The organism is Mesorhizobium loti, from assembly GCF_013170705.1.
GTDB classification, from domain to species: Bacteria; Pseudomonadota; Alphaproteobacteria; order Rhizobiales; family Rhizobiaceae; genus Mesorhizobium; species Mesorhizobium loti_D.
Window position 1 is genome coordinate 1,069,301 of record NZ_CP033334.1, and the last position, 19,328, is coordinate 1,088,628.

The window sequence follows — 19,328 nt, forward strand, 5'->3', positions numbered from 1 at the left end:
GGCAAGCGTCCGACCGGTACCTGACACGAGCCAACCGCGAAAGCTTGCGCTCCCTTGCCTTCCGTTCTCTGCAGCTGTTGCGGAAGCGGTCTTTCCTCTCCCCCGTCGATCGGGGAAGAGGTGTCGAGCGAAGCTCGACGGAGTGGGGGTCGATCCTTGGGTGCTAGGCGAGGCGATGCTTGCGCCTAGCGCCCTTCCTATGTCCGTTCGCGGCGTTTGCCAGGTGGTTCCCCCACTCCGTCTCGGCTTCGCCGAGCCACCTCCCCCCTCCGGAGGGAGAGGAAAGAGCCCTGCACGAAAACTGCACAGGCCTGCGGAAAAGCTCCTCGGATCCGCCGCATCGCTTCCCCACCGGCCTGCGAGACGGGGGGCATGCACAAGCGAGCAAAAACCTGGTCCCTGCCCTACCGGCTGCGCAGCGACGGCTGGTGGATGGCCGATCCGCCGCGCGCTAATCCCGCGGCGATCCTCATTCCCTTTGTCCGCAAGAGCCCGCCGCCAATGCGGTCGGCCGCGATCTGGCCAGATGCCATCAGGCCAGATGCCATCAGGAAGGTCCGCTCATGACATCGTTCTTCACAGCGGCACCAAGCTATTGCAGCCGCTTCGGCGTTGCCGTGCTGCTGGTCGTGCTGGCGGATTTTCTCTTCTATGGCCAGCCCGCCGCCATCACGGTTTTCCTGTTCGCCCTCCTGGTCGCCGCCGCGGTCGTGGCGGTGCATCCCGCGGCCTTCAGCGACGGCAGGGTCTGGCTCAAGCCCGCCGCCTTGCTTGTCGCGTTGCTGCCGCTCGCCGAAAACGTCAGCGCCCTGTCGGTAGCGATCGCGCTGGCGGCCCTGGTCGTGTTCGTGCTTTCGCTGAGCGGCCGCTTGCGACACCGCATCGCCCGCATTGCCGGCCAGATCGTACTGTTCTGGCTGGCGGCCCCGTTCCGGTTCGCCAATGATTTCATCCGCTGGCGCAAGACCGCGCGCCGGTTCGGCGGGCGCCGTATCCGGCTGGCGGCGATCGCCGTCTGGGTGATGCCGCTGACGCTGGGCGCTGTCTTCCTGGCGCTGTTCGGCGCCGCCAATCCGGTCATCGATTACTGGCTGTCGCTGATCGACCTGATGAAACTGCTCGATCTCATCCAGCTGGCGCGGATTGCCTTCTGGCTGTTCGTGCTCGCCGGCGTCTGGGCTTTTCTGCGGCCACGCCTGCCGCGATTCCGGCTGCGCACCCCTCGGCCGAACCATCCCCCTGCCGATGCCCAACCGGCAGCCGTCCCGGACAGGCACGTCGTCGAGGACATAGTGTTCGGCAAGGCAGCCATCCTGCGCGCGCTCGTCGTCTTCAACATCCTGTTCGCGCTGCAGACCGGGCTCGACGCCACCTATCTGTGGGGCGGGGTCGCGCTTCCCGACGGGTTGAGCTACGCCGCCTATGCGCATCGCGGCGCCTATCCCTTGATCGTCACGGCGCTGCTTGCCGCCGGTTTTGTCCTTGCGGCGCTCAGGCCCGGCAGCGAGACCTCAGGGGATCCCGTCATCCGCCGGCTGGTCTATGCCTGGGTGGCGCAGAACATCATGCTGGTCATCTCGTCGATCCTGCGGCTCGACCTCTATGTCGGCATCTACGCGCTGACCTACTGGCGCATCGCCGCCTTCGTCTGGATGGTGCTGGTGGCGGCGGGCCTTGTGCTGATCATCGCCCGCATCGCGCTTGGAAAATCCAATGAATGGCTCTTGTCCGCCAATCTTCTGACGTTATCGGCGATGCTTTATGCCTGCTGCTTCATCAACTTCGCGGCCACGATCGCCAACTACAATGTCGACCATTCCTTCGAAATGACCGGCCAGGGCATTCCCCTCGACGCCTGGTATCTGCGCTCGCTCGGTCCGGGCGCGTTTGCGGCGCTCGATCGGTTCTTCGATCATCAGGGCAAAACGCCTGCCGCGGGCGCTGTCCGCGAACTTGAAGGATTGCGGGCCAGTGACGAAGACTGGTATCGCACCGTCCAGCAGAACTGGCGTGCCTGGAGCTTTCGCGACTGGCGCCTGCTTCGATATCTCGACAGCAAGGGGTCGCTCGTGCTTCCTCAGCCTCCGCAACCTTCCTTGCCGGGCCGCTGATCCATGCCGCATCACATCCTCGTCGCCGACGATGATCCGCATATCCGCGAAGTGATCTGCTTCGCGCTGGAAAAGGCCGGCATGAAGACTTCAGCCGTTTCCGATGGCGCCGCCGCCCTGCAGGCGGTCGAACGGCATCCGCCCGACCTCATCGTGCTCGACATCGGCATGCCCGAGATGGACGGGCTGGAGGTCTGCCGGCGGCTCAGGCAGCGATCCGATGTGCCGGTGCTGTTCCTGTCCGCGCGAGACGAAGAGATCGACCGCATCCTCGGTCTCGAAATGGGCGGCGACGACTATGTGACGAAGCCGTTCAGCCCGCGCGAGCTCGTCGCCCGTGTCAACGTCATCCTGCGCCGCGCGCGCCCGGCGGTGCCCCAACCCGCCGACGACACGCAGTTTTCGCATGGCAAGCTCACGCTGGCGCCGGCCAGCCACGCGGCCGCCTTCAACGGTGAGCCGCTTGCCCTGACGGGCATCGAGTTCTCGATCCTGAAAGGGTTTCTGGCGCGGCCGACGCATGTGCTCGGCCGTGACGCGGTGATGGCCAATGCCTATGCCGGAAAAATCCATGTCGCCGACCGCACGGTCGACAGCCATATCCGCAACATCCGCGCCAAGCTGGCGGCGGTCGGTTGCCAGGAGGTCATCGAGACCGTGCATGGCGTCGGCTTCCGGCTCGGCCGATGCGGCTGACGAGCAAATGGATCGGCCGCAAATGGCGGCCACGGCTTGCCACGGTCGTCGTCGCCATCCTGATCCTGGTGATGGCGCTGCCGCTGGTCGGCCTGTTCTTCTTCCGCCTCTACGAGAACCAGCTGATCCGGCAGACCGAGGCGGAGCTGATCGCGCAAGGGGCGGCGATCGCCGCCATCTACGCGCAGGAGGTGCGTGACGCGGGCATTGCGCCGGACAAGCTTGGCGCGCCGATGCCGCAGCCGGACGGAAGTGCGAGCCGAGGCGCCAATATCGACGGACCCTACCGGCCAATCGAGCCACGCCTCGATCTCGCCTCCGACTCCGTGCTTCCGACCCGGCCGGCGGCGATACCAGCCACCGCCGATCCCGCCTTCGCCGCGATCGGTACGCGCCTGTCAGGCATTCTCGACGCGACGCAGAAAACCACGCTGGCCGGCTTCCGGCTGCTCGACCCCGCGGGCGTCGTCATTGCCGGGCGCAACGAGATCGGGCAGTCGCTGGCCAATGTGGAGGAGGTTCGCGAGGCGCTTGCCGGCCGCTATGACAGTGCGTTGCGACTGCGCATCCCCGACCAGCCGGCGCCGCCGCTCTATTCGGTCAGCCGCGGCACCAGGGTGCGTGTCTTCGTCGCCATGCCGGTGGCCGTCGACGGCAAGGTGGCAGGCGTGGTTTACGTGTCGCGGACGCCCAACAACATCGTCAAGCATCTCTATGGCGAACGCGGCAAGGTGACCTTGGCGGCGATCGCCATTCTCGGCGGCACGCTGCTCATCGGCCTCGTCTTCCTGCGGACCGTCAGCCGGCCGATCTATGCGCTGATCGACCGCACCCAGCGCATCGCCGCCGGCGAGCGCGACGCGATCCGGCCGCTCGACCACCACGGCACCCACGAGATGGCCGAGCTTTCCGCCGCCTTCCTCGACATGGCCGAAAAGCTGCAGGCGCGCTCGGACTCGATCCAGACCTTCGCCACCCATGTCTCGCACGAGCTCAAGTCGCCGCTGACGGCGATCCAGGGCGCGGCGGAACTGCTGCGCGATTCCGGCAGCGCGATGGATGATGTCGAGCGGCGGCGCTTCTCCAACAATATCGTCACCGATGCCGGGCGGCTCAATCTTCTGGTGCGCCGGCTCCTCGACCTGGCGAAAGCCGAAAACCTCGCACCCAGCGGCGAAAGCACCTCGATCGATGCCGCGCTGGCGCTGCTGCCGGTCGACAGCAGGCTGGCGGTTCGCGTCGAGGCCGGCGGCGATCTGGCCCTGCGCATATCGGGCGAGAACGGAGCAATCGTGCTTGCCAATCTCATCGACAATTCCGCCAGGCACGGCGCGACACTGGTTTCGATCACGGCGGCAAGTGCCGGCGGCAAGGCAACGGTGCTGGTCGGCGACGACGGCGCCGGCATTTCGCCCAGCAACCGGGCGCGCATCTTCGAGCCGTTCTTCACCACGCGCCGGGATTCCGGCGGCACCGGCATGGGCCTCGGCATCGTGCTGGCCCTCCTGAAAGCGCATGATGGCTCGATCGGGCTGGTTGACTCCGAACGCGGCACGCGCTTCGAGATCATTCTGCCGGCGGCGTAGAGAGGCCGGCGACCGGATCGGAGAAAAAATGCGCTACGACATCGTCATCATCGGCGGGGCCATCGTCGGGTCCTCCATCGCCTACTACCTGCGCGAGGAAGGGTTTTCCGGCTCCATAGCGCTCATCGAACGCGACCCGCAATTCGCCCACGCGGCAACGACACTGTCCATGGCCTCGATCCGCCAGCAATTCTCCATCCCGGAAAACATCCGGCTGTCGCAGTTCACCCTGAAACTGTTCCGGCGGCTGAAGGAAGAGTTCGGCGCGGACGCCGATATCGGATTTCGCGAGGGCGGCTACCTCATCCTCGCCGGGGAGGACGGCCTGCCGATCCTAAAGGCCAATCACGAGGCGCAGATGGCCGAGGGCGCCGACATCGTGCTCGAGGACGCCGAGCAGTTGGCGCGGCGTTTCGCCTGGCTGTCAACCGAAGGCATCTCCGCCGGCGCCTATGGCCGGACCGGCGAAGGCTGGTTCGACGCGCATGCGATGCTGATGCTGTTCCGCAAGGCGCTGCGCGACAAGAAGATCGATTTCATCGCCGCCTCGGTCACCGCCATTGCGCGCGAAGGCAACCGCGTCACCGGCGTCTCCCTCGACAATGGCCAGACGCTTGCCGCCGGCATCGTCGTCAATGCCGCCGGGCCGAACGCCGGCAATGTCGCGGCTTTCGCCGGGCTGGCGCTGCCGGTGGAGCCGCGCAAGCGCAACGTCTTCGTCTTCGAGGCGCGCGAGAAATATGCCGACATGCCGCTGCTGGTCGATCCCTCCGGCATTTATGTGCGCCCTGAAGGCTCGGTCTACCTCACTGGCGGCGCCGAGCCGGAAGAGATCGACGGTCCGGCCGATCCCGCCGATTTCGAGGTCAACTGGCCGCTGTTCGAAGAGGTGATCTGGCCGGCGCTGGCGACCCGCATTCCGGCCTTCGAGGCGATCAAGCCGACCCGCGCCTGGGCCGGGCATTATGACTACAACACGCTGGATCAGAACGCCGTGATCGGCCCGCATCCCGAGGTCGGCAATTTCCTCTTCGCCAATGGCTTTTCCGGCCACGGCCTGCAGCAGGCGCCGGCGGTGGGCAAGGCGCTGGCGGAACTCGTCGTGCATGGCGGGTATCGGACGATCGACTGCTCGGCGTTCGGCTACGAACGCGTGGCCGAAGGAAGGGCATTCCGGGAACTGAATGTGATTTGAGGGGACTGGGCTACGATCTTCGGTGTTTGCCACGGCGTCCCATTTTGTTCGTCATTCCAGGGCGGAGCAGGAGCGAAGCTCCGTCGCGGAGACCCTGGAATCCGTGCCGTTACCGCTGCCGAAGGGCTCCAGCGGTGCAGAATGAAACGCCCGTGCGTTGTCCTAATAGTTCCGATCCGTCACGACACATCAACGTCGCGGCATGGTTCCAGGGTCTTCGCCGCGTCGCTTCGCTCCTTGCTCCGCCCTAGAATGACGAAGTCTTTGCAACCATCGCATCAACCTTGAGAGCGTTGCCAAGCGCGTGGCCTTGGGCCGTGTTGTCGAAGATGCCCCAGACCTCGCCGCCCGATGCTGCCGTTTCCCGCACTTGGCGGCCGATCCGGTCGAGGCTTTCGGCATCGTAGTCCGAGTAGTAGACACGCGGCACGCCATGCCAGCGAAAATAGGCAAGGCCGGACCAGCCGCCCGGCACCGCCGCGGCAGGGACCGGCGCCGGGTCGGCGGCCACACGTGCAACCTGGCGGCGGGCCAGAAGCGTTTCCGCTGCCGCTTCGAACCAGCTGGGATGGCGTGGTTCACAGGCCAGCCTTGCCTTTGTCCGCTTGCTCAGCATGTCGAAGAAGCCGCCGGCGATGTCTGGCTCGAACGGCAAGCTCGGCGGCAGTTGCACCAGAAGCACGCCCAGCTTTTCGCCAAGACCCTCGACCTGCTGGAGAAACACTTCGGCAAGCGCATCGCAATCCACAAGACGATGCTCGTGGGTCATGGCCTTCGGCGTCTTCACGGCGAAGCGGAAGTGCTCCGGGACGGAACTTGCCCAGCGTTCATAGGTCTCGCGGCGATGCGGCCTGTAGGAGGACGTGTCGATCTCGACGATGGAAAAACGCTTGGCGTAACGCTCGAGATGTGGTCCGGGCTGCGGGAAGCCTTCCTTGTGCCGGGTTGGGATTCCCCAGCCGGCCGTGCCTATGAAGCATCCCTGTCTTTCCATGCATGGGGATGTGGACCAGAGGCGGTGCGGGTCAAGACGAGAGAGCGTGAAGCGTCGCTGCCACTGACCTGCTTCTCAAGCCGCCGCCAGCCTCCCGGCCAGATACGCCTGCAGCCAAGCCAGCACCCGGCCCCAATCCTCGGCATGCTCGGTCGCCGCTTCGGCCAGCCCGGCGAAACCGCCATGACAGATGGTCAGGCGCGTGCCCCTGGCGGTCGGCTGCAGCAGCCAGGCAAGCATGGTTTGCCGCCGGCCAAGCGTGGGATGGTCCCATGCGTAAGCTCGCGTCTGCACGATCCGGCGCGGCGCCTCGATCTCGACGAATTCGCCGCTGGCCGGCAGGTCCCTGCCGTCGGCGCCACGCGCAGTGGCCGTCCAGCGGCCGCCGACGCGAAGATCGGCCGACCAATCGACCATCCGGTAGCTGTCGGCGGACCCCCACCATTGCTCGACTTCCTTGCCGACCAGTGCCCGGAAGACGCGTTCCGGCGGCGCCTCGATCTCGGCCGATGCCATGATCGTCTCGCCATTGGTCATGCTCTGTACCCAGGGATCATGCATCATCGATGCCTCCAATTCGTTTCGCTACCGAAACGATCCTTTCATCCTTTCGATGGCGGGCGCTCAAAGCCCTTGCCGGTCTCAAGCAGGCTCTTGAGGCTGGCCAGCACCAGCGGCCAGCCCCTGGCGACGTTGCCGATCAGTTTGTGCGGCCCGTCCGCTTCATGGGTCACGGCGAGCTTCATCAGTTCGCCATCCTGCTCGATGGTGAAGGTGCAGCGCGTGTAGCCGTCTTCCCTGACCTCGGGCATCCATTCATTGCGCCATTTGATGACCAGGCGCCGCGGCGGGTCGATCTCAAGAATCTCGCCGCTGTCGGCGACACGTCCGTCAGGCAGGATCAGCTTCCAGCTGGCACCCACTTTCCACTCGCTCTCCTGATAGGAGCAGAGGAAGAACTGCCGGTTGAACTCCGGGTCGGTCAGGGCCTCCCAGAGCTTTTCGGCCGTGGTGCGGATGTAGGTCACGTAAACGAAGCTGTTGCTCATCAGTCTTTCCTTTCGAGGCGTCTCTTCAAGTCGCTGAGGGCGGTCAATTGCCCCCGCTCGAATTTGCCGATCCAGCGCTCGGCGATCTCGTTGATCGGAACCGGGTTGAGGTAATGCTCCTTCTCGCGCCCCTTGCGGATGGTGGTGACGAGGTTTGCTTCCTCCAGGATCGCCAGATGCTTGGTCACCGCCTGTCGCGTCATGTCCATCTCCGCGCAAAGCGCGTTCAGCGTCTGCCCGTTCCTGGCGTGGAGGCTGTCCAGCAATTGCCGGCGTGTCGGGTCGGCCAACGCGCGAAAGACTGCATCCATGCTCATGGCTTTAATATGCAACCATTTGGTTGCATGTCAAGCGGCAAGATCTCGCGTCGTGGCGACGCGATGCGGCACCGCGGAAAACATCAGCCTTTGCAAAACCGCAGCCATTTTGGGCGTCATGCATCACCCCTTGTGCCGGCGCGCACGAACAGTTGGCTTTTATTTGCCAGCGGCTTTGTGTAAACGGAGCTTCAGCAAATCCCCCGCAACGAAAACACGGGCCAAAGCCATGGAAAAATTCACCAAGCTCACCGGCGTCGCCGCTCCGATGCCGATCGTCAATGTCGACACCGACATGATCATCCCGAAGGATTATCTGAAGACGATCAAGCGCACCGGGCTCGGCACCGGCCTGTTCGCCGAGATGCGTTACAAGGATGACGGTTCGGAAAACCCGGATTTCGTGCTGAACAAGCCGGCCTACCGCAAGGCGCAGATCCTCGTTGCCGGCGACAATTTCGGCTGCGGTTCGAGCCGCGAGCACGCGCCGTGGGCGCTGCTCGATTTCGGCATACGCTGCGTTATCTCGACCTCGTTCGCCGACATCTTCTACAACAACTGCTTCAAGAACGGCGTGCTGCCGATCACCGTCAGCCCCGAGGATCTCGAGAAGCTGATGGACGACGCCTCGCGCGGCTCCAACGCAACTCTGTCGATCGACCTCGAGGCCAAGGAGATCCGCGGCCCCGATGGCGGCGTCGTCACCTTCGACCTCGACGACTTCAAGCGGCACTGCATGCTCAACGGCCTCGACGACATCGGCCTGACCATGGAGAAGGCCGGCGCCATCGCCTCGTTCGAGAAGCGCAACGCCGAGCAGCGCCCCTGGGCCTGAGCGGCACCATCCGATCCCGGCCGCTTTCAGGCCGGGCTCGCATCGACTGAGGGGAGGGATAGTCATGGCACGTTCGCTTCTTGCCAGCGTTTGCGGGCTGGCCTTGTTGCTGGTTCCCACCATGGGCGGCTTCGCGCAGACGCAGACGCCCGCCGCGCAGCAGACGCCCGCGGCAGCCCAGAAGCCGGCCGACCCGGGATCGTCAAGCACCAGCGACGCGGCGCCCGCCGACAATGACAGCCAGGCGCCGATACCGTTCGAGGGCGGCCAACTGACCATCACGCAGCCGGAGCAGGATGGCGAGAAGGTGCTCGCCTATGACGGCAAGCAGTTGGCCAGCAACTACGATGTCTTCTTCGACAAGATCGTGAAGATCGGCGACGTCAATGTGGCGCTGGTCGATGTCGGCGACGGCGGCAATCAATGCGGCCCGGTAAAGGTCATCGTGTGGAAGCCGGAAGGTGGCGAGATCCAGACCACGACGGTCGAGCAGGACGAATGCGGCGCGCCACCGGCGGCAATCTCCGACAGCGCCATTTATTTCGTGCCCTATCTGCTGCCGGGCGATGAGAAGCCGGCCTTGCAATGGTCGCCGACATCGGGGCTGACCACATCAGGCAATCTGATCTACATGCCCGAACCCGGCACCGACTGGAAGGATATCGACCCGTCGAAATACGACAACATCATCGACGCCTTCCACAATGAGGCCGTCTACAAGGAAGCCGAAAAGCTGCTCGGCAAGGACATGCCCGACATGGCGACCAGCCTGCTGGTCGGCGGCGGCACCGAAAAGACCGCGTCCGGCGTCTTCTATGCCAGCGGCTGCGTGCCGCATGATTGCGGCGGCAATGACGGCTTCATGGCGGTCGACCCGGCCAAGCACAAGCTCTACTTCGCCCGCCGCGGCGACAAGCCCGAGCCGGACGCCTGGCCGCCGACGGCGACATGGCCGGCAGATGTCAAGGAAGCGCTGGACAAGGCGCTTGGGTCGCCGAATTAACGGGTCGCCAGGGCGTCTTCCCGTTGCCATTTGCCGACGGAGGTCACGATGCAGAATCGGCGACAAGTAACGGCAGCCGCGCTGCTTCTTGGCGGCGGCTTGCTCACACCGGCTCTCGCCCGGGCGGCGACCGCGCCGCAATCGCTGGCGGATCGGTTCGCGGCGACATTGAGCGCGGGCGACATCGACGGCTTCTCCGAACTGTTCGCCGACACCTATGTGAATCATCAACAAAGCGCCGCGGCACCGCCGCCGGCGAATGTCACCCCGAAACAGGCGACTGTGGCTTTCTTCAAGGCGCGGCTGGCGGCAATGCCGGATCTCAAGGTCGACATCGAAGTCGTGGTCGCCGACAAGGACCATGTCGCGGCGAGTTTCGTCTACAGCGGTACGCACAAGGGCGCCTATTTCGGCGTCGCACCGACCGGTCGGGCACTTCGCTTCACCTCATGCGACATTTTCCGGGTGCAAGACGATCGCATCGTCGAGCATTGGGGCATGGGCGATATCGCAGGCGTCCTGGCCCAACTGCGAGCCTGACCTCCACCGGCTCACTGTTGGGGGCCCGCCATCCGGCCGGTCGGACGGACTTGCTTCGCGCCTTTAGGCAGCGGTGAAATTCGGCTGAAGCCTTATGGCGAGGTCGGCTTGCCGTCGCCACCGGCAAGCTGGTCGCCGCAGGTTCCGGCCCGCTCTGGATCGAGCGCGATGGCTTTTCGGCAGTCGGCGGCGGCTCCGGTGGCATCGCCGCTCAGCGCCCGCGTCAGCGAACGGACGAACCAGGATCGCGCATCGTTCGCATCGAGCTCGATCGCCTTGCCGAAATCGGCGATGGCGCGATCTTTGTTGCCATTGCTCGCCCAGGCGAGGCCTCGAAAATAATAGCCGTCGACGATCGCCGGATCGAGTTGGATCGCTTTGCTGGCGTCGGCGATCGCGCGCAACCAGCCATCCTTGCTGAGCCAGGCCGCGCTGCGGTTGGCATAGGCTTCGGCACTCTTGGGGTCGATACCGATGGCGGCGTCGTAGTCGGCCATCGCTTGATCGAACTCACCCCGGTTGAGGCGGTTGAGGGCGCGGTTGAGAAGCGCGATCATGTCGGTCGGGTCAAGCCGGATAGCCTCATCATATTCGGCGCTCGCCTTGTCGCGCTCACCTTTCCTGTCCCAAGCCTGACCGAGTCCCGTATGCGCCGCGCTGTTTTGCGCATCGGCCTCGATCGCCTGCTGGTAATCCACCATAGCCGCGTCGATATTGCCCTTGCGCAGGAAGGCCGCGCCGCGGCTGGAATAGGCCTCGCTGGCGGACGGCTCCAAGCTTATGGTGACGTCGAAGTCGGCTATTGCGCGGTCGTCGTCTCCCTTGTTGTACCAGTCGGCGCCACGGTTGAAGTAGGCCGCAGCCTGCTTGGGATCGATCGCGATCGCCTCGCCATAGTCGGCGATCGCACCGTCCCAGTCTTCCTTGTCGTTCCGGGCGGACGCTCGGTAGAAGTAGGCTTTGGCGCGCAGGAGCAACGCTTCGGTCGGGTCCTCTGCAATCACCGAGCAGGCGGCGATGCGCCGGTCGGCCGCGCCATCGTCGACGCTCGCTTCGTTCCCGTAGATGGGCCCGCTGTCGTCGTCCGAGCCTTTTTCATCACCGAAGCAAAGCGCATAGTCCCGTCTAACGGCCGAAGACGGAGCGGTCAGAGCACCAAGCATGATAACAACTGCAAGGACCACCAGGGGCCCGCGCAATAGCCCGGCAACAAATGCGCGTGCCAGCGCGTCGGTGCGGCGTAACATGGCTCTGACCCCCCAGAGTTACTGCGACTGCTCTCGCGGATACTTATAGTTCCGCTTTTGTTCCTAAATGCAAGCAGAAATTGCAGTGTTCGTTGAAAACGATAGATTCCCTTTGGAGGGGTTGACGAGTTCGGACGGGAAGCAACATTGCTTGGCTTTCCGAACGACGAACGCCTGGCGAGCAGAGAGCTGGCCCGCTGGCATTGGAGATATTGCACCGTCGATTGGTCTGCGTTGGCCCATGGCTGGATCAGCTCTTGTCTGCAAAGTGGCGGCGCCGATTTTGAGGACATCCATGCGAAAACTCATCTCCACCGGCTCTCCGTTCGAAAAGACCGCCGGCTATTCGCGGGCCGTGGTGCAGGGCGACTGGTGCTTCGTGTCGGGGACGACCGGCTACGACTATGCGACGATGACGATGCCGGAGACCGTCGAGGCGCAGACGCGCAACTGCCTGGCGACGATCGGCAAGGCGCTGAAGGAGGGCGGCTTCGACATGGCCGACGTGGTGCGGGCGCATTACTACATCACCGACCAGGCCTTTGTGGACGCGGTTTTCCCGATCCTGGGCGAGACGTTCGGCGACATCAGGCCGGCGGCGACGATGATCGTCTGCCAGCTCAACAAGCCGGAAATGAAGATCGAGATCGAAGTCACGGCGCTGCGGCGGACGGCTGCGGGATCTTGAGGAAGCCCGTGAAGGTCCGGCGCATCGTTGCCAATATCGAGACCCGGGATGCGGTAGCGGCGAAGCGCTTCTATCATGACGTGCTGGGCCTCGACGTGCTGATGGATCGGGGCTGGATCACCACCTACGGTTCCAAGGAACAAATGCAGGTGCAGGTCAGCTTCATGGAGCAAGGCGGCTCCGGCACGCCGGTGCCGGATCTGTCGATCGAGGTCGACGATGTCGACGAGGCGCTTGCCGCCATGAAGGAAGCCGGCTTCGCCATCGAATACGGCCCGGCCGACGAGCCCTGGGGTGTACGGCGCTTCTATGTGCGCGATCCGCTGGGCCGGCTGGTCAACATTCTCTCGCATCGGTGAATGCGCTTCTCAAGCGCAGGCTTGCGCCGCAAGCGCTTGGCGTTTAGCAAGGCCGCGGTTCAAATTCTTTTTTCTGGGACGGTTTTCTCCATGGCAACGAAGCATCTTTTCCTGCTCCCCGGCGACGGCATCGGCCCCGAGGCCATGGCCGAGGTCAAGAAACTGATATCGGCCATGAACGAAAAGATCGGTAGCGGCTTCGTCACCGATGAGGGCCTGGTCGGCGGCTGCGCCTACGATGCGCATGGTGCTGCGATCTCCGATGCCGACATGGCCAAGGCGATGGCGGCGGACGCGGTGCTGTTCGGTGCCGTCGGCGGTCCGAAATGGGATGCGGTGCCCTACGAGGTGCGCCCCGAAGCCGGCCTGCTGCGGCTGCGCAAGGACATGGAGCTGTTCGCCAATCTGCGCCCCGCCATCTGCTATCCGGCGCTGGCGGCGTCCTCCTCGCTCAAGCAGGAGGTGGTCGAAGGCCTCGACATCCTGATCGTGCGCGAGCTGACCGGCGGCGTCTATTTCGGCGAGCCCAAGCAGATCATCGATCTCGGCAACGGCCAGAAGCGCGGCATCGACACCCAGGTCTACGACACGTTCGAGATCGAGCGCATTTCGGGCGTCGCCTTCGAACTGGCGCGGACCCGCAAGAACCACGTCACCTCGATGGAAAAGCGCAACGTCATGAAGTCCGGCGTGCTGTGGAACGAGGTCGTCACCCAGACCCACAAGGCGCGGTACGCCGACGTCAAGCTCGACCACATGCTGGCCGACGCCGGCGGCATGCAGCTGGTGCGCTGGCCAAAGCAGTTCGACGTCATCGTCACCGACAATCTGTTCGGCGACATGCTGTCCGACATCGCTGCCATGCTGACCGGCTCGATCGGCATGCTGCCGTCGGCCTCGCTCGGCGCGCCCGACGTCAAGACCAAGAAGCGCAAGGCGCTCTACGAGCCGGTGCACGGTTCGGCGCCCGACATTGCCGGCAAGGGCATCGCCAACCCGATCGCCATGATCGCGTCCTTCGCCATGTGCCTGCGCTATTCCTTCGGCATGGTCGCGGAAGCCGACAAGCTCGAAGCCGCGATCGCCGCCGTGCTCGACGATGGCCTGCGCACCAAGGACATTCTCTCCGCCGGCATGACCGAGGTCGGAACCGTCGAGATGGGTGACGCGATCATCGCCAAGTTCCTGGGCTGATCCCATGCCGGTCGACGTCCGTTGGGCGACGGCCGCGGATGCCTCCGCGCTTGCGGTCATGCTGTGCGCCATGGCGGCGCATTACCGGCAGCCACCGCTCGACCATGAGCGGGCTTTGTCCGCGGCGCGCAAATGGCTTGGCGAGGAAAGCCCGGCCTATCCACATTTTGCGCTCGCCTTCGTTGAAGATGAGGTCAGCGGGTTGGCGTCGGTGGCGATCGCGCATCCGGGCGTCGATCTCGAGCGGCTGCTGTTCCTCAAGGATCTGTTCGTGCGTGACCAGGTCCGTGGCGCCGGCGTCGGCCGGGCGCTCATCGATTTTCTCGCCGATCATTGCCTCAGCCACGGTATCGGCCGCATTGATCTGACCACCGAGGACTGGAACGAGGGCGCGCTGCGCTTCTACGCGCGGCTCGGCGCCGAACGGCACGGCCAGAAGATTTTTCTCAGGTTTTCGGGCGACGCGCTGACGGTGTTGAAACCTGGCGCCTGACGCCTGACGTCGGGTCGGCCTCCCGCGCGATCACCGGCTGAAGGTGGCTCTCCGGGGACGACTTGACCGCCTGTTTCTATGCAGTTTCAGGTCAGAAAGATTTCAGTCTTTGGAAACTGCCCCTAAATCCTCACACCCACCGGTACCGGTCCCCACTGGTTTTCGCGTCCCTGTGTCGGGATCAGCGCGAAGACCAGGATGATCAGGCTGCCGAAGGTCGGGATCAGGATGAGCAGGCAGAGCCAGCCCGAAAGGCCGAGGTCGTGCAGGCGGCGCACGATCATACCGAGGCTGGGGAAGAACGTGGCCAGCAGGAAAGCGCCAAACAGCCCGATCGTCACCACCGGTATCTCGATGCTGTCGAAAGTGCCTATCTGGACATCGATGAGAACGCCGACGCCGATGACCACCAGCAGCGCGATCGTCCAGAACAGGCAATAGGCCCAATATTCCTTGCGGCGGGCGCGGCCGGCGAAATTGAAATAGTTCCCGGTCATCGCTCGCCAGAAATAGGACCAGAGATCCGTGGGCCCGGCTGGCTCGGCCGACCGGCCGAAGGGGTGCGCCCGCGATGCGACGGCAGCCGGCGCGGGATCGGCTTGAGCCGGTGCGGCGCTGGCGGCGGCGTCGGCGGCCGGGCTTGCGGCCTGGACGGCGATCGAAAAAACGTCACGGGCCTGGCCGCCGCCCGCCTGGAACTCGACCGCCGTTCCCCTGGGCATCGCGGTTTCCCGGCGAAGGTTCTCGCGGGTGAAGGTGTAGCGGTTGCCGTCGGCTCCGGTGATGAAGCCGAAGCCCTGGTCCTCGTCATAATGGAGCACTTCGCCGCGCATCACCCGCCCCCTTGTCGCCGCGTCCCCAAGGTGTGGCACAGGGCCGAGCCCATGGGCAAGCCGTGCGACATCTGCGCCGGGCGCTGGGGCTGGATGATCGAGCCGCTGCGCGCCTATCAAGGCCGGTCTGAAGAAGAGTGCGCGCGGGCGGCGTGCGGAACACCAGGCGCCGTGACCGCGACGGCTCGCCGCTTCAGCGGGTCTTACGACGGCCGCTTCGGCTTCTTGTGCTTTGGCGGGCCGGCATTGTCGAATTTCGGCTTGCCCGGCTTCCTTGCCCAGGGCTTTGCCTCATGCGCGGCTGCCGGGCGCTGGTCGGCTGCGGCCGGTGCGCGCTTCGCGAATTTGCCCTTCGGCGCGTTCGGATCGAATGGCGCCTTGCCGCGATGCGGTTTCTTGTCCGGGCTTGGCGGCTGGTAGCCGGCGCGCGACAGATCCGGCGTGCCCTCAAGCCGCTTCACCACGATGTTGCCCTGCAATTTGCGGTCGGGTCCGATGGCGGCCAGAAAACGATCGGCCCAGTCCGCCGCGATCTGCACGAAAGTCTCCTCCGGCTGCATCTTGATGGCGCCGATCTCGCGCTTGGAGATGCTTCCGGCCCGGCACAGCATCGGGATCAGCCAGCGCGGCTCGGCATTCTGCCGGCGCCCGACCGACAGCGAGAACCAGACGCTGGCGCCGAAATCGTCGCGGCGGCTGGGCGCCTCGTCGCGGGGTGTGAATTTCTCGCCCGGCGTTCGTTCACGCGAAGGCGTGAACGGGGCGACGTCCATCAGATCCTCGGGCGCCGAACGGCTGGCGCGGCACTGGCGCACGAAGGCGGCCGCCACCTGCTCGGCGCCATGACGGGAGAGAAGCGCGTCGATGAAGGTGCGCTCGTCATCCTTCACCGGCTCATCGAAGGCCGGGTCGGCGAGGATGCGCTCGTCGTCGCGGCGGATCACGTCGTCGGCCGAGGGCGGGCTTGCCCATGTCGCCTTCAGGCCGGCGTTCTGCAGCAGCCGTTCGGTGCGCCTGCGGGCGCTGCCCGGCACGATCAGCGCGCTGACGCCCTTGCGCCCGGCGCGCCCGGTGCGGCCGCTGCGGTGCAGCAGCGTTTCCGGGTTGGTCGGCAGATCGGCGTGGATAACCAGTTCGAGATTGGGCAGGTCGATGCCGCGCGCGGCGACGTCCGTCGCGATGCAGACCTTGGCGCGGCCGTCGCGCATGGCCTGCAGCGCGTGGCTGCGCTCATTCTGGCTGAGCTCGCCCGACAGCGCCACGACCGAAAAATTGCGGTTGTTGAAGCGCGCGGTGAGATGATTGACGGCGGCGCGCGTGTTGCAGAACACCAGCGCGTTCTTCGCCTCATAGAAACGCAGCACGTTGATGATGGCGTTCTCGCGATCGGCCTGGGCGACGTTCAGCGCCCGGTATTCGATGTCGAGATGCTGCTTCTCCTCGCCGGCGGCGGAGATGCGCACGGCATCGCGCTGGTACCCTTGAGCCAGCGTCGCGATCGAGCGCGGCACGGTGGCCGAGAACATCAGCGTGCGGCGCTCGGCCGGGGCGGCGTCGAGGATGAATTCAAGGTCTTCGCGAAAGCCGAGGTCGAGCATCTCGTCGGCCTCGTCGAGCACCACGGCCTTGAGCGCCGACATGTCGAGCGATTGCCGTGTGATGTGGTCGCGCAGCCGGCCGGGCGTACCGACGACGATGTGGGCGCCGCGCTCCAGCGCGCGCCGCTCGGTGCGCATGTCCATGCCGCCGACGCAGGACGCCACGGTGGCGCCGGTCGGCTCGTAAAGCCATTCCAGTTCGCGCGTCACCTGCAGCGCCAGCTCCCGCGTCGGCGCCACCGCCAGTGCCAGCGGTGCCGTGGCCGCGCCAAAACGTTCCGCGCCGTCGAGCAGCGTCGGGGCCATGGCAAGGCCGAAGGCCACTGTCTTGCCCGAACCGGTCTGTGCCGACACCAATGCGTCGGCCTGGCCGAGTTCCAGCACTGCCTTCTGCACCGGCGTCAGCTCGGCATAGCCACGTTTTTCCAGCGCCTTTGCCAGCGCGGGAACAATACCTTCGAAGTTGGACATCTCGCTCTTTCGGAATTCAGGGGTCTGCGCTCATCATGGAGCACGAGCCGGGGCCGGCGCCGCGCCAGCCAAACAATCTTGGCCGTACGTACTTCTTGGCGTCGCTCTTGTACAGGGCGCGCCATGAAGGCCATGCGACGCCGCCAATTGACTCCTGCCGCAAACCGCGTAAAAGCCCGCCTCGAACGGGATTGTCTTCGATGCGCGGCCTTTTGATGGCTCTTCTTGCATTCGACGCCCCCAGCCACAATGTTAAGCATTGGGCCGGGCGCTTGGACGCGTCCGTCCGTTCCAGCAAAACCCCATTCTTGGCCGAGAAAACTGGCAAAACCACCACCAAAACGGTGTGATTCCCTTGGCCTAACCACCCTCTCCCGGGTCCGGCCCGGGGGACGGAACCCGCATCGGCCGGCGGGTTTTCTCCAAAAACCAAGCGGAGAGGGACAGGAGATATCAGATGAGTTTCAAGGTTGCAGTCGTCGGCGCCACGGGCAATGTGGGCCGGGAAATGCTCAACATACTGGAGGAGCGCGGCTTTCCGGTAAGCGAAGTGGTGGCGCTGGCCTCGCGGCGCAGCCAGGGCACGGAAGTGTCGTTCGGCGACCGCACGCTGAAGGTCAGGACGCTCGACCAGTATGATTTTTCCGACACCGACATCTGCATCATGTCGGCCGGCGGCAATGTCTCCAAGGAATGGTCGCCGAAGATCGGCAAGCAGGGCTGCGTCGTCATCGATAATTCGTCGGCCTTCCGCTACGACCAGGACGTTCCGCTGATCGTGCCGGAAGTGAACCCGGACGCGATCTCGCTGTTCACGCGCAAGAACATCATCGCCAACCCGAACTGCTCGACGGCGCAGCTCGTCGTGGCGCTGAAGCCGCTGCACGATTTCGCCACCATCAAGCGCGTCGTCGTCGCCACCTACCAGTCGGTGTCGGGCGCCGGCAAGGAAGGCATGGACGAGCTCTTTACCCAGACCCGCGCGGTGTTTGTCGCCGACCAGGTCGACGTCAAGAAGTTCACCAAGCGCATCGCCTTCAACGTCATCCCGCATATCGACGTCTTCCTCGACGACGGCTTCACCAAGGAAGAGTGGAAGATGGTCGCCGAGACCAAGAAGATGCTCGACCCCAAGATCAAGCTGACGGCGACCTGCGTGCGCGTGCCGGTGTTCATCGGCCATTCGGAAGCGGTCAATATCGAGTTCGAGAAGCCCATCACTGCCGACGAGGCGCGCGATATCCTGCGCGACGCTCCCGGCTGCCAGGTCTTGGACAAGCGCGAGGATGGCGGCTACATCACGCCGCTCGAATCGGCCGGCGAGGACGCCACCTTCATCTCGCGCATCCGCGAGGATTCGACCGTCGACAACGGCCTGTCGATGTGGGTTGTGTCGGACAATCTGCGCAAGGGCGCGGCGCTCAACGCGGTGCAGATCGCCGAGCTTTTGGTCGAGCGCGGCCTGATCCAGCCAAAGAAGAAGGCGGCCTGACGGCGTTTAGTTTTCGCTCACGGGCCGTACCGCCGCTTGCGCGGCGGGCACTCCGCGGGGGCGCCGGACGACCGGCGGCCCGCTGTCGCGGGCTCGGCCTTTGGCCGTTAGCTCCCTTCTCCCCGTTACGGGGAGAAGGTCCCGGTAGGGGGACCAGGGGCGGCGCCGGCCTATGAGCGATCGCACCAAAATCACTCTGCGCCCGGCTATCGGTTCGGATGCCGCCGCCATCGCGACCATGATGCGCGCGTCGCTCAACGCTTTCGACTGGATGCCGGTGCTGCATACGCCGGAGGAAGACCTCTTCTTCATTCGCGACATCGTGCTGCCACGGCAGCAGGTGACGGTCGCGGAAGCCGGTGGCGCGATTGTCGGCTTCATCGCCGTCAGCGGCGATTGGGTGGAACAACTCTACCTCGACCCGGCCTGGACGGGGCATGGCATAGGCAGCCGGTTGCTGATCGACGCGACCGCTGCCCTGCCGGTCGTGAAACTCCATTGCTTCCAGGCCAACACCGGCGCCCGGCGCTTCTATGAGCGCCATGGGTTCCGTGCGGAAGCGTTCGGCGATGGCACCACCAACGAGGAAGGCCTGCCGGATATTCTGTATGTCCGCGGACACTGACC

General features: G+C 64.9%; 21 protein-coding genes. 14 read left to right on the forward strand and 7 right to left on the reverse strand.

Translation table 11 applies throughout. From position 1 onward, the window contains the following. Nucleotides 1-372 precede the first annotated feature (372 nt). Genes EB815_RS05070 through EB815_RS05090 form a run of 5 tightly spaced genes read left to right on the forward strand, consistent with a single transcriptional unit; the run spans nt 373 to nt 5,588 of the window. Nucleotides 373-567, forward strand: coding sequence for a hypothetical protein (locus tag EB815_RS05070; protein WP_056574392.1), 195 nt, complete (start codon nt 373-375; stop codon nt 565-567). Beyond that, on the forward strand, nt 564-2,111 hold the full coding sequence (locus tag EB815_RS05075; RefSeq protein ID WP_056574395.1) for a DUF4153 domain-containing protein: 1,548 nt from the start codon (nt 564-566) through the stop codon (nt 2,109-2,111). Before EB815_RS05070 ends, EB815_RS05075 begins: the two co-directional genes overlap by 4 nt. Before the next feature lie 3 nt (nt 2,112-2,114). Beyond that, nucleotides 2,115-2,807 (forward strand): response regulator transcription factor, encoded by a 693-nt coding sequence (locus tag EB815_RS05080; RefSeq protein WP_056574398.1) that lies wholly within the window; start codon nt 2,115-2,117, stop codon nt 2,805-2,807. Beyond that, nucleotides 2,798-4,393, forward strand: coding sequence for an ATP-binding protein (locus tag EB815_RS05085; protein WP_056574401.1), 1,596 nt, complete (start codon nt 2,798-2,800; stop codon nt 4,391-4,393). Before EB815_RS05080 ends, EB815_RS05085 begins: the two co-directional genes overlap by 10 nt. A gap of 28 nt (nt 4,394-4,421) precedes the next feature. Further along, a complete protein-coding gene (locus tag EB815_RS05090) occupies nt 4,422-5,588 on the forward strand; it encodes an NAD(P)/FAD-dependent oxidoreductase (RefSeq protein ID WP_056574403.1) in 1,167 nt (388 codons plus the stop codon). A gap of 247 nt (nt 5,589-5,835) precedes the next feature. On the opposite strand, the gene EB815_RS05095 is transcribed toward EB815_RS05090, so the two are convergent. The 4 genes from EB815_RS05095 to EB815_RS05110 form a co-directional block, all read right to left on the reverse strand. Then, entirely contained in the window at nt 5,836-6,582 is a 747-nt protein-coding gene (locus tag EB815_RS05095; RefSeq protein WP_056574405.1) for a DUF72 domain-containing protein, read from the reverse strand. Nucleotides 6,583-6,657: 75 nt separating this feature from the next. Next, nucleotides 6,658-7,146, reverse strand: a complete 489-nt coding sequence (locus EB815_RS05100) for an SRPBCC family protein (RefSeq protein ID WP_056574408.1) — start codon at nt 7,144-7,146, stop codon at nt 6,658-6,660. A 38-nt stretch (nt 7,147-7,184) separates the two neighbouring features. Further along, the gene (locus tag EB815_RS05105; RefSeq protein ID WP_056574411.1) at nt 7,185-7,631 is read right to left on the reverse strand and encodes an SRPBCC family protein; all 447 of its coding nucleotides are present in this window, start codon (nt 7,629-7,631) and stop codon (nt 7,185-7,187) included. Continuing rightward, nucleotides 7,631-7,942 (reverse strand): ArsR/SmtB family transcription factor, encoded by a 312-nt coding sequence (locus EB815_RS05110; protein WP_056576380.1) that lies wholly within the window; start codon nt 7,940-7,942, stop codon nt 7,631-7,633. Before EB815_RS05110 ends, EB815_RS05105 begins: the two co-directional genes overlap by 1 nt. A 235-nt stretch (nt 7,943-8,177) precedes the next feature. On the opposite strand from EB815_RS05110, the gene leuD reads away from it, so the two are divergent. The 3 genes from leuD to EB815_RS05125 all read left to right on the forward strand — a co-directional run bounded on the left by leuD (nt 8,178) and on the right by EB815_RS05125 (nt 10,326). After that, the gene (gene leuD, locus EB815_RS05115; RefSeq protein ID WP_056574414.1) at nt 8,178-8,783 is read left to right on the forward strand and encodes a 3-isopropylmalate dehydratase small subunit; all 606 of its coding nucleotides are present in this window, start codon (nt 8,178-8,180) and stop codon (nt 8,781-8,783) included. Between the two features lie 64 nt (nt 8,784-8,847). Continuing rightward, nucleotides 8,848-9,786 (forward strand): hypothetical protein, encoded by a 939-nt coding sequence (locus tag EB815_RS05120; protein ID WP_056574417.1) that lies wholly within the window; start codon nt 8,848-8,850, stop codon nt 9,784-9,786. 48 nt (nt 9,787-9,834) lie between these two features. After that, the gene (locus EB815_RS05125) at nt 9,835-10,326 is read left to right on the forward strand and encodes an ester cyclase (RefSeq protein ID WP_155772495.1); all 492 of its coding nucleotides are present in this window, start codon (nt 9,835-9,837) and stop codon (nt 10,324-10,326) included. A 92-nt stretch (nt 10,327-10,418) separates the two neighbouring features. Here the strand turns inward: EB815_RS05125 and EB815_RS05130 are convergent, their stop codons facing one another. Beyond that, nucleotides 10,419-11,489: a tetratricopeptide repeat protein gene (locus tag EB815_RS05130; RefSeq protein WP_056574423.1), complete on the reverse strand. Its 1,071-nt coding sequence runs from the start codon at nt 11,487-11,489 to the stop codon at nt 10,419-10,421. A 379-nt stretch (nt 11,490-11,868) separates the two neighbouring features. Between EB815_RS05130 and EB815_RS05135 the strand changes: the two genes are divergently transcribed. The 4 genes from EB815_RS05135 (at nt 11,869) to EB815_RS05150 (ending at nt 14,307) form a co-directional block, all read left to right on the forward strand. After that, nucleotides 11,869-12,261, forward strand: coding sequence for a RidA family protein (locus EB815_RS05135; protein WP_056574426.1), 393 nt, complete (start codon nt 11,869-11,871; stop codon nt 12,259-12,261). An 8-nt stretch (nt 12,262-12,269) separates the two neighbouring features. Continuing rightward, nucleotides 12,270-12,620, forward strand: a complete 351-nt coding sequence (locus EB815_RS05140; RefSeq protein ID WP_056574429.1) for a VOC family protein — start codon at nt 12,270-12,272, stop codon at nt 12,618-12,620. 90 nt (nt 12,621-12,710) lie between these two features. After that, nucleotides 12,711-13,814 (forward strand): 3-isopropylmalate dehydrogenase, encoded by a 1,104-nt coding sequence (gene leuB, locus EB815_RS05145; RefSeq protein WP_056576383.1) that lies wholly within the window; start codon nt 12,711-12,713, stop codon nt 13,812-13,814. 4 nt (nt 13,815-13,818) lie between these two features. Continuing rightward, entirely contained in the window at nt 13,819-14,307 is a 489-nt protein-coding gene (locus tag EB815_RS05150) for a GNAT family N-acetyltransferase (protein WP_056574432.1), read from the forward strand. A gap of 122 nt (nt 14,308-14,429) precedes the next feature. Here the strand turns inward: EB815_RS05150 and EB815_RS05155 are convergent, their stop codons facing one another. Beyond that, the gene (locus tag EB815_RS05155) at nt 14,430-15,140 is read right to left on the reverse strand and encodes a DUF805 domain-containing protein (RefSeq protein ID WP_056574434.1); all 711 of its coding nucleotides are present in this window, start codon (nt 15,138-15,140) and stop codon (nt 14,430-14,432) included. Between the two features lie 203 nt (nt 15,141-15,343). Continuing rightward, entirely contained in the window at nt 15,344-17,209 is a 1,866-nt protein-coding gene (locus tag EB815_RS05160) for a DEAD/DEAH box helicase (protein ID WP_056574437.1), read from the reverse strand. A 457-nt stretch (nt 17,210-17,666) separates the two neighbouring features. On the opposite strand from EB815_RS05160, the gene EB815_RS05165 reads away from it, so the two are divergent. Together EB815_RS05165 and EB815_RS05170 are read left to right on the forward strand one after the other, a co-directional pair. Further along, complete coding sequence (locus EB815_RS05165; protein WP_056574440.1) at nt 17,667-18,701, forward strand: aspartate-semialdehyde dehydrogenase; 1,035 nt, start codon at nt 17,667-17,669, stop codon at nt 18,699-18,701. Between the two features lie 172 nt (nt 18,702-18,873). Next, nucleotides 18,874-19,326: a GNAT family N-acetyltransferase gene (locus tag EB815_RS05170; protein ID WP_056574443.1), complete on the forward strand. Its 453-nt coding sequence runs from the start codon at nt 18,874-18,876 to the stop codon at nt 19,324-19,326. Nucleotides 19,327-19,328: the final 2 nt, after the last annotated feature.

Excerpts from the sequence above, each read along its gene's own strand:
- leuD (WP_056574414.1), top strand. The coding sequence starts at position 8,178 with ATGGAAAAATTCACCAAGCTCACCGGCGTCGCCGCTCCGATGCCGATC.
- EB815_RS05080 (WP_056574398.1), top strand. The coding sequence starts at position 2,115 with ATGCCGCATCACATCCTCGTCGCCGACGATGATCCGCATATCCGCGAA.
- leuB (WP_056576383.1), top strand. The coding sequence starts at position 12,711 with ATGGCAACGAAGCATCTTTTCCTGCTCCCCGGCGACGGCATCGGCCCC.
- EB815_RS05100 (WP_056574408.1), bottom strand. The coding sequence starts at position 7,146 with ATGATGCATGATCCCTGGGTACAGAGCATGACCAATGGCGAGACGATC.
- EB815_RS05155 (WP_056574434.1), bottom strand. The coding sequence starts at position 15,140 with ATGCGCGGCGAAGTGCTCCATTATGACGAGGACCAGGGCTTCGGCTTC.
- EB815_RS05135 (WP_056574426.1), top strand. The coding sequence starts at position 11,869 with ATGCGAAAACTCATCTCCACCGGCTCTCCGTTCGAAAAGACCGCCGGC.
- EB815_RS05170 (WP_056574443.1), top strand. The coding sequence starts at position 18,874 with ATGAGCGATCGCACCAAAATCACTCTGCGCCCGGCTATCGGTTCGGAT.
- EB815_RS05130 (WP_056574423.1), bottom strand. The coding sequence starts at position 11,489 with ATGCTTGGTGCTCTGACCGCTCCGTCTTCGGCCGTTAGACGGGACTAT.
- EB815_RS05090 (WP_056574403.1), top strand. The coding sequence starts at position 4,422 with ATGCGCTACGACATCGTCATCATCGGCGGGGCCATCGTCGGGTCCTCC.
- EB815_RS05160 (WP_056574437.1), bottom strand. The coding sequence starts at position 17,209 with ATGTCCAACTTCGAAGGTATTGTTCCCGCGCTGGCAAAGGCGCTGGAA.
- EB815_RS05085 (WP_056574401.1), top strand. The coding sequence starts at position 2,798 with ATGCGGCTGACGAGCAAATGGATCGGCCGCAAATGGCGGCCACGGCTT.
- EB815_RS05075 (WP_056574395.1), top strand. The coding sequence starts at position 564 with ATGACATCGTTCTTCACAGCGGCACCAAGCTATTGCAGCCGCTTCGGC.
- EB815_RS05125 (WP_155772495.1), top strand. The coding sequence starts at position 9,835 with ATGCAGAATCGGCGACAAGTAACGGCAGCCGCGCTGCTTCTTGGCGGC.
- EB815_RS05070 (WP_056574392.1), top strand. The coding sequence starts at position 373 with ATGCACAAGCGAGCAAAAACCTGGTCCCTGCCCTACCGGCTGCGCAGC.
- EB815_RS05110 (WP_056576380.1), bottom strand. The coding sequence starts at position 7,942 with ATGGATGCAGTCTTTCGCGCGTTGGCCGACCCGACACGCCGGCAATTG.
- EB815_RS05120 (WP_056574417.1), top strand. The coding sequence starts at position 8,848 with ATGGCACGTTCGCTTCTTGCCAGCGTTTGCGGGCTGGCCTTGTTGCTG.
- EB815_RS05150 (WP_056574432.1), top strand. The coding sequence starts at position 13,819 with ATGCCGGTCGACGTCCGTTGGGCGACGGCCGCGGATGCCTCCGCGCTT.
- EB815_RS05105 (WP_056574411.1), bottom strand. The coding sequence starts at position 7,631 with ATGAGCAACAGCTTCGTTTACGTGACCTACATCCGCACCACGGCCGAA.
- EB815_RS05165 (WP_056574440.1), top strand. The coding sequence starts at position 17,667 with ATGAGTTTCAAGGTTGCAGTCGTCGGCGCCACGGGCAATGTGGGCCGG.
- EB815_RS05095 (WP_056574405.1), bottom strand. The coding sequence starts at position 6,582 with ATGGAAAGACAGGGATGCTTCATAGGCACGGCCGGCTGGGGAATCCCA.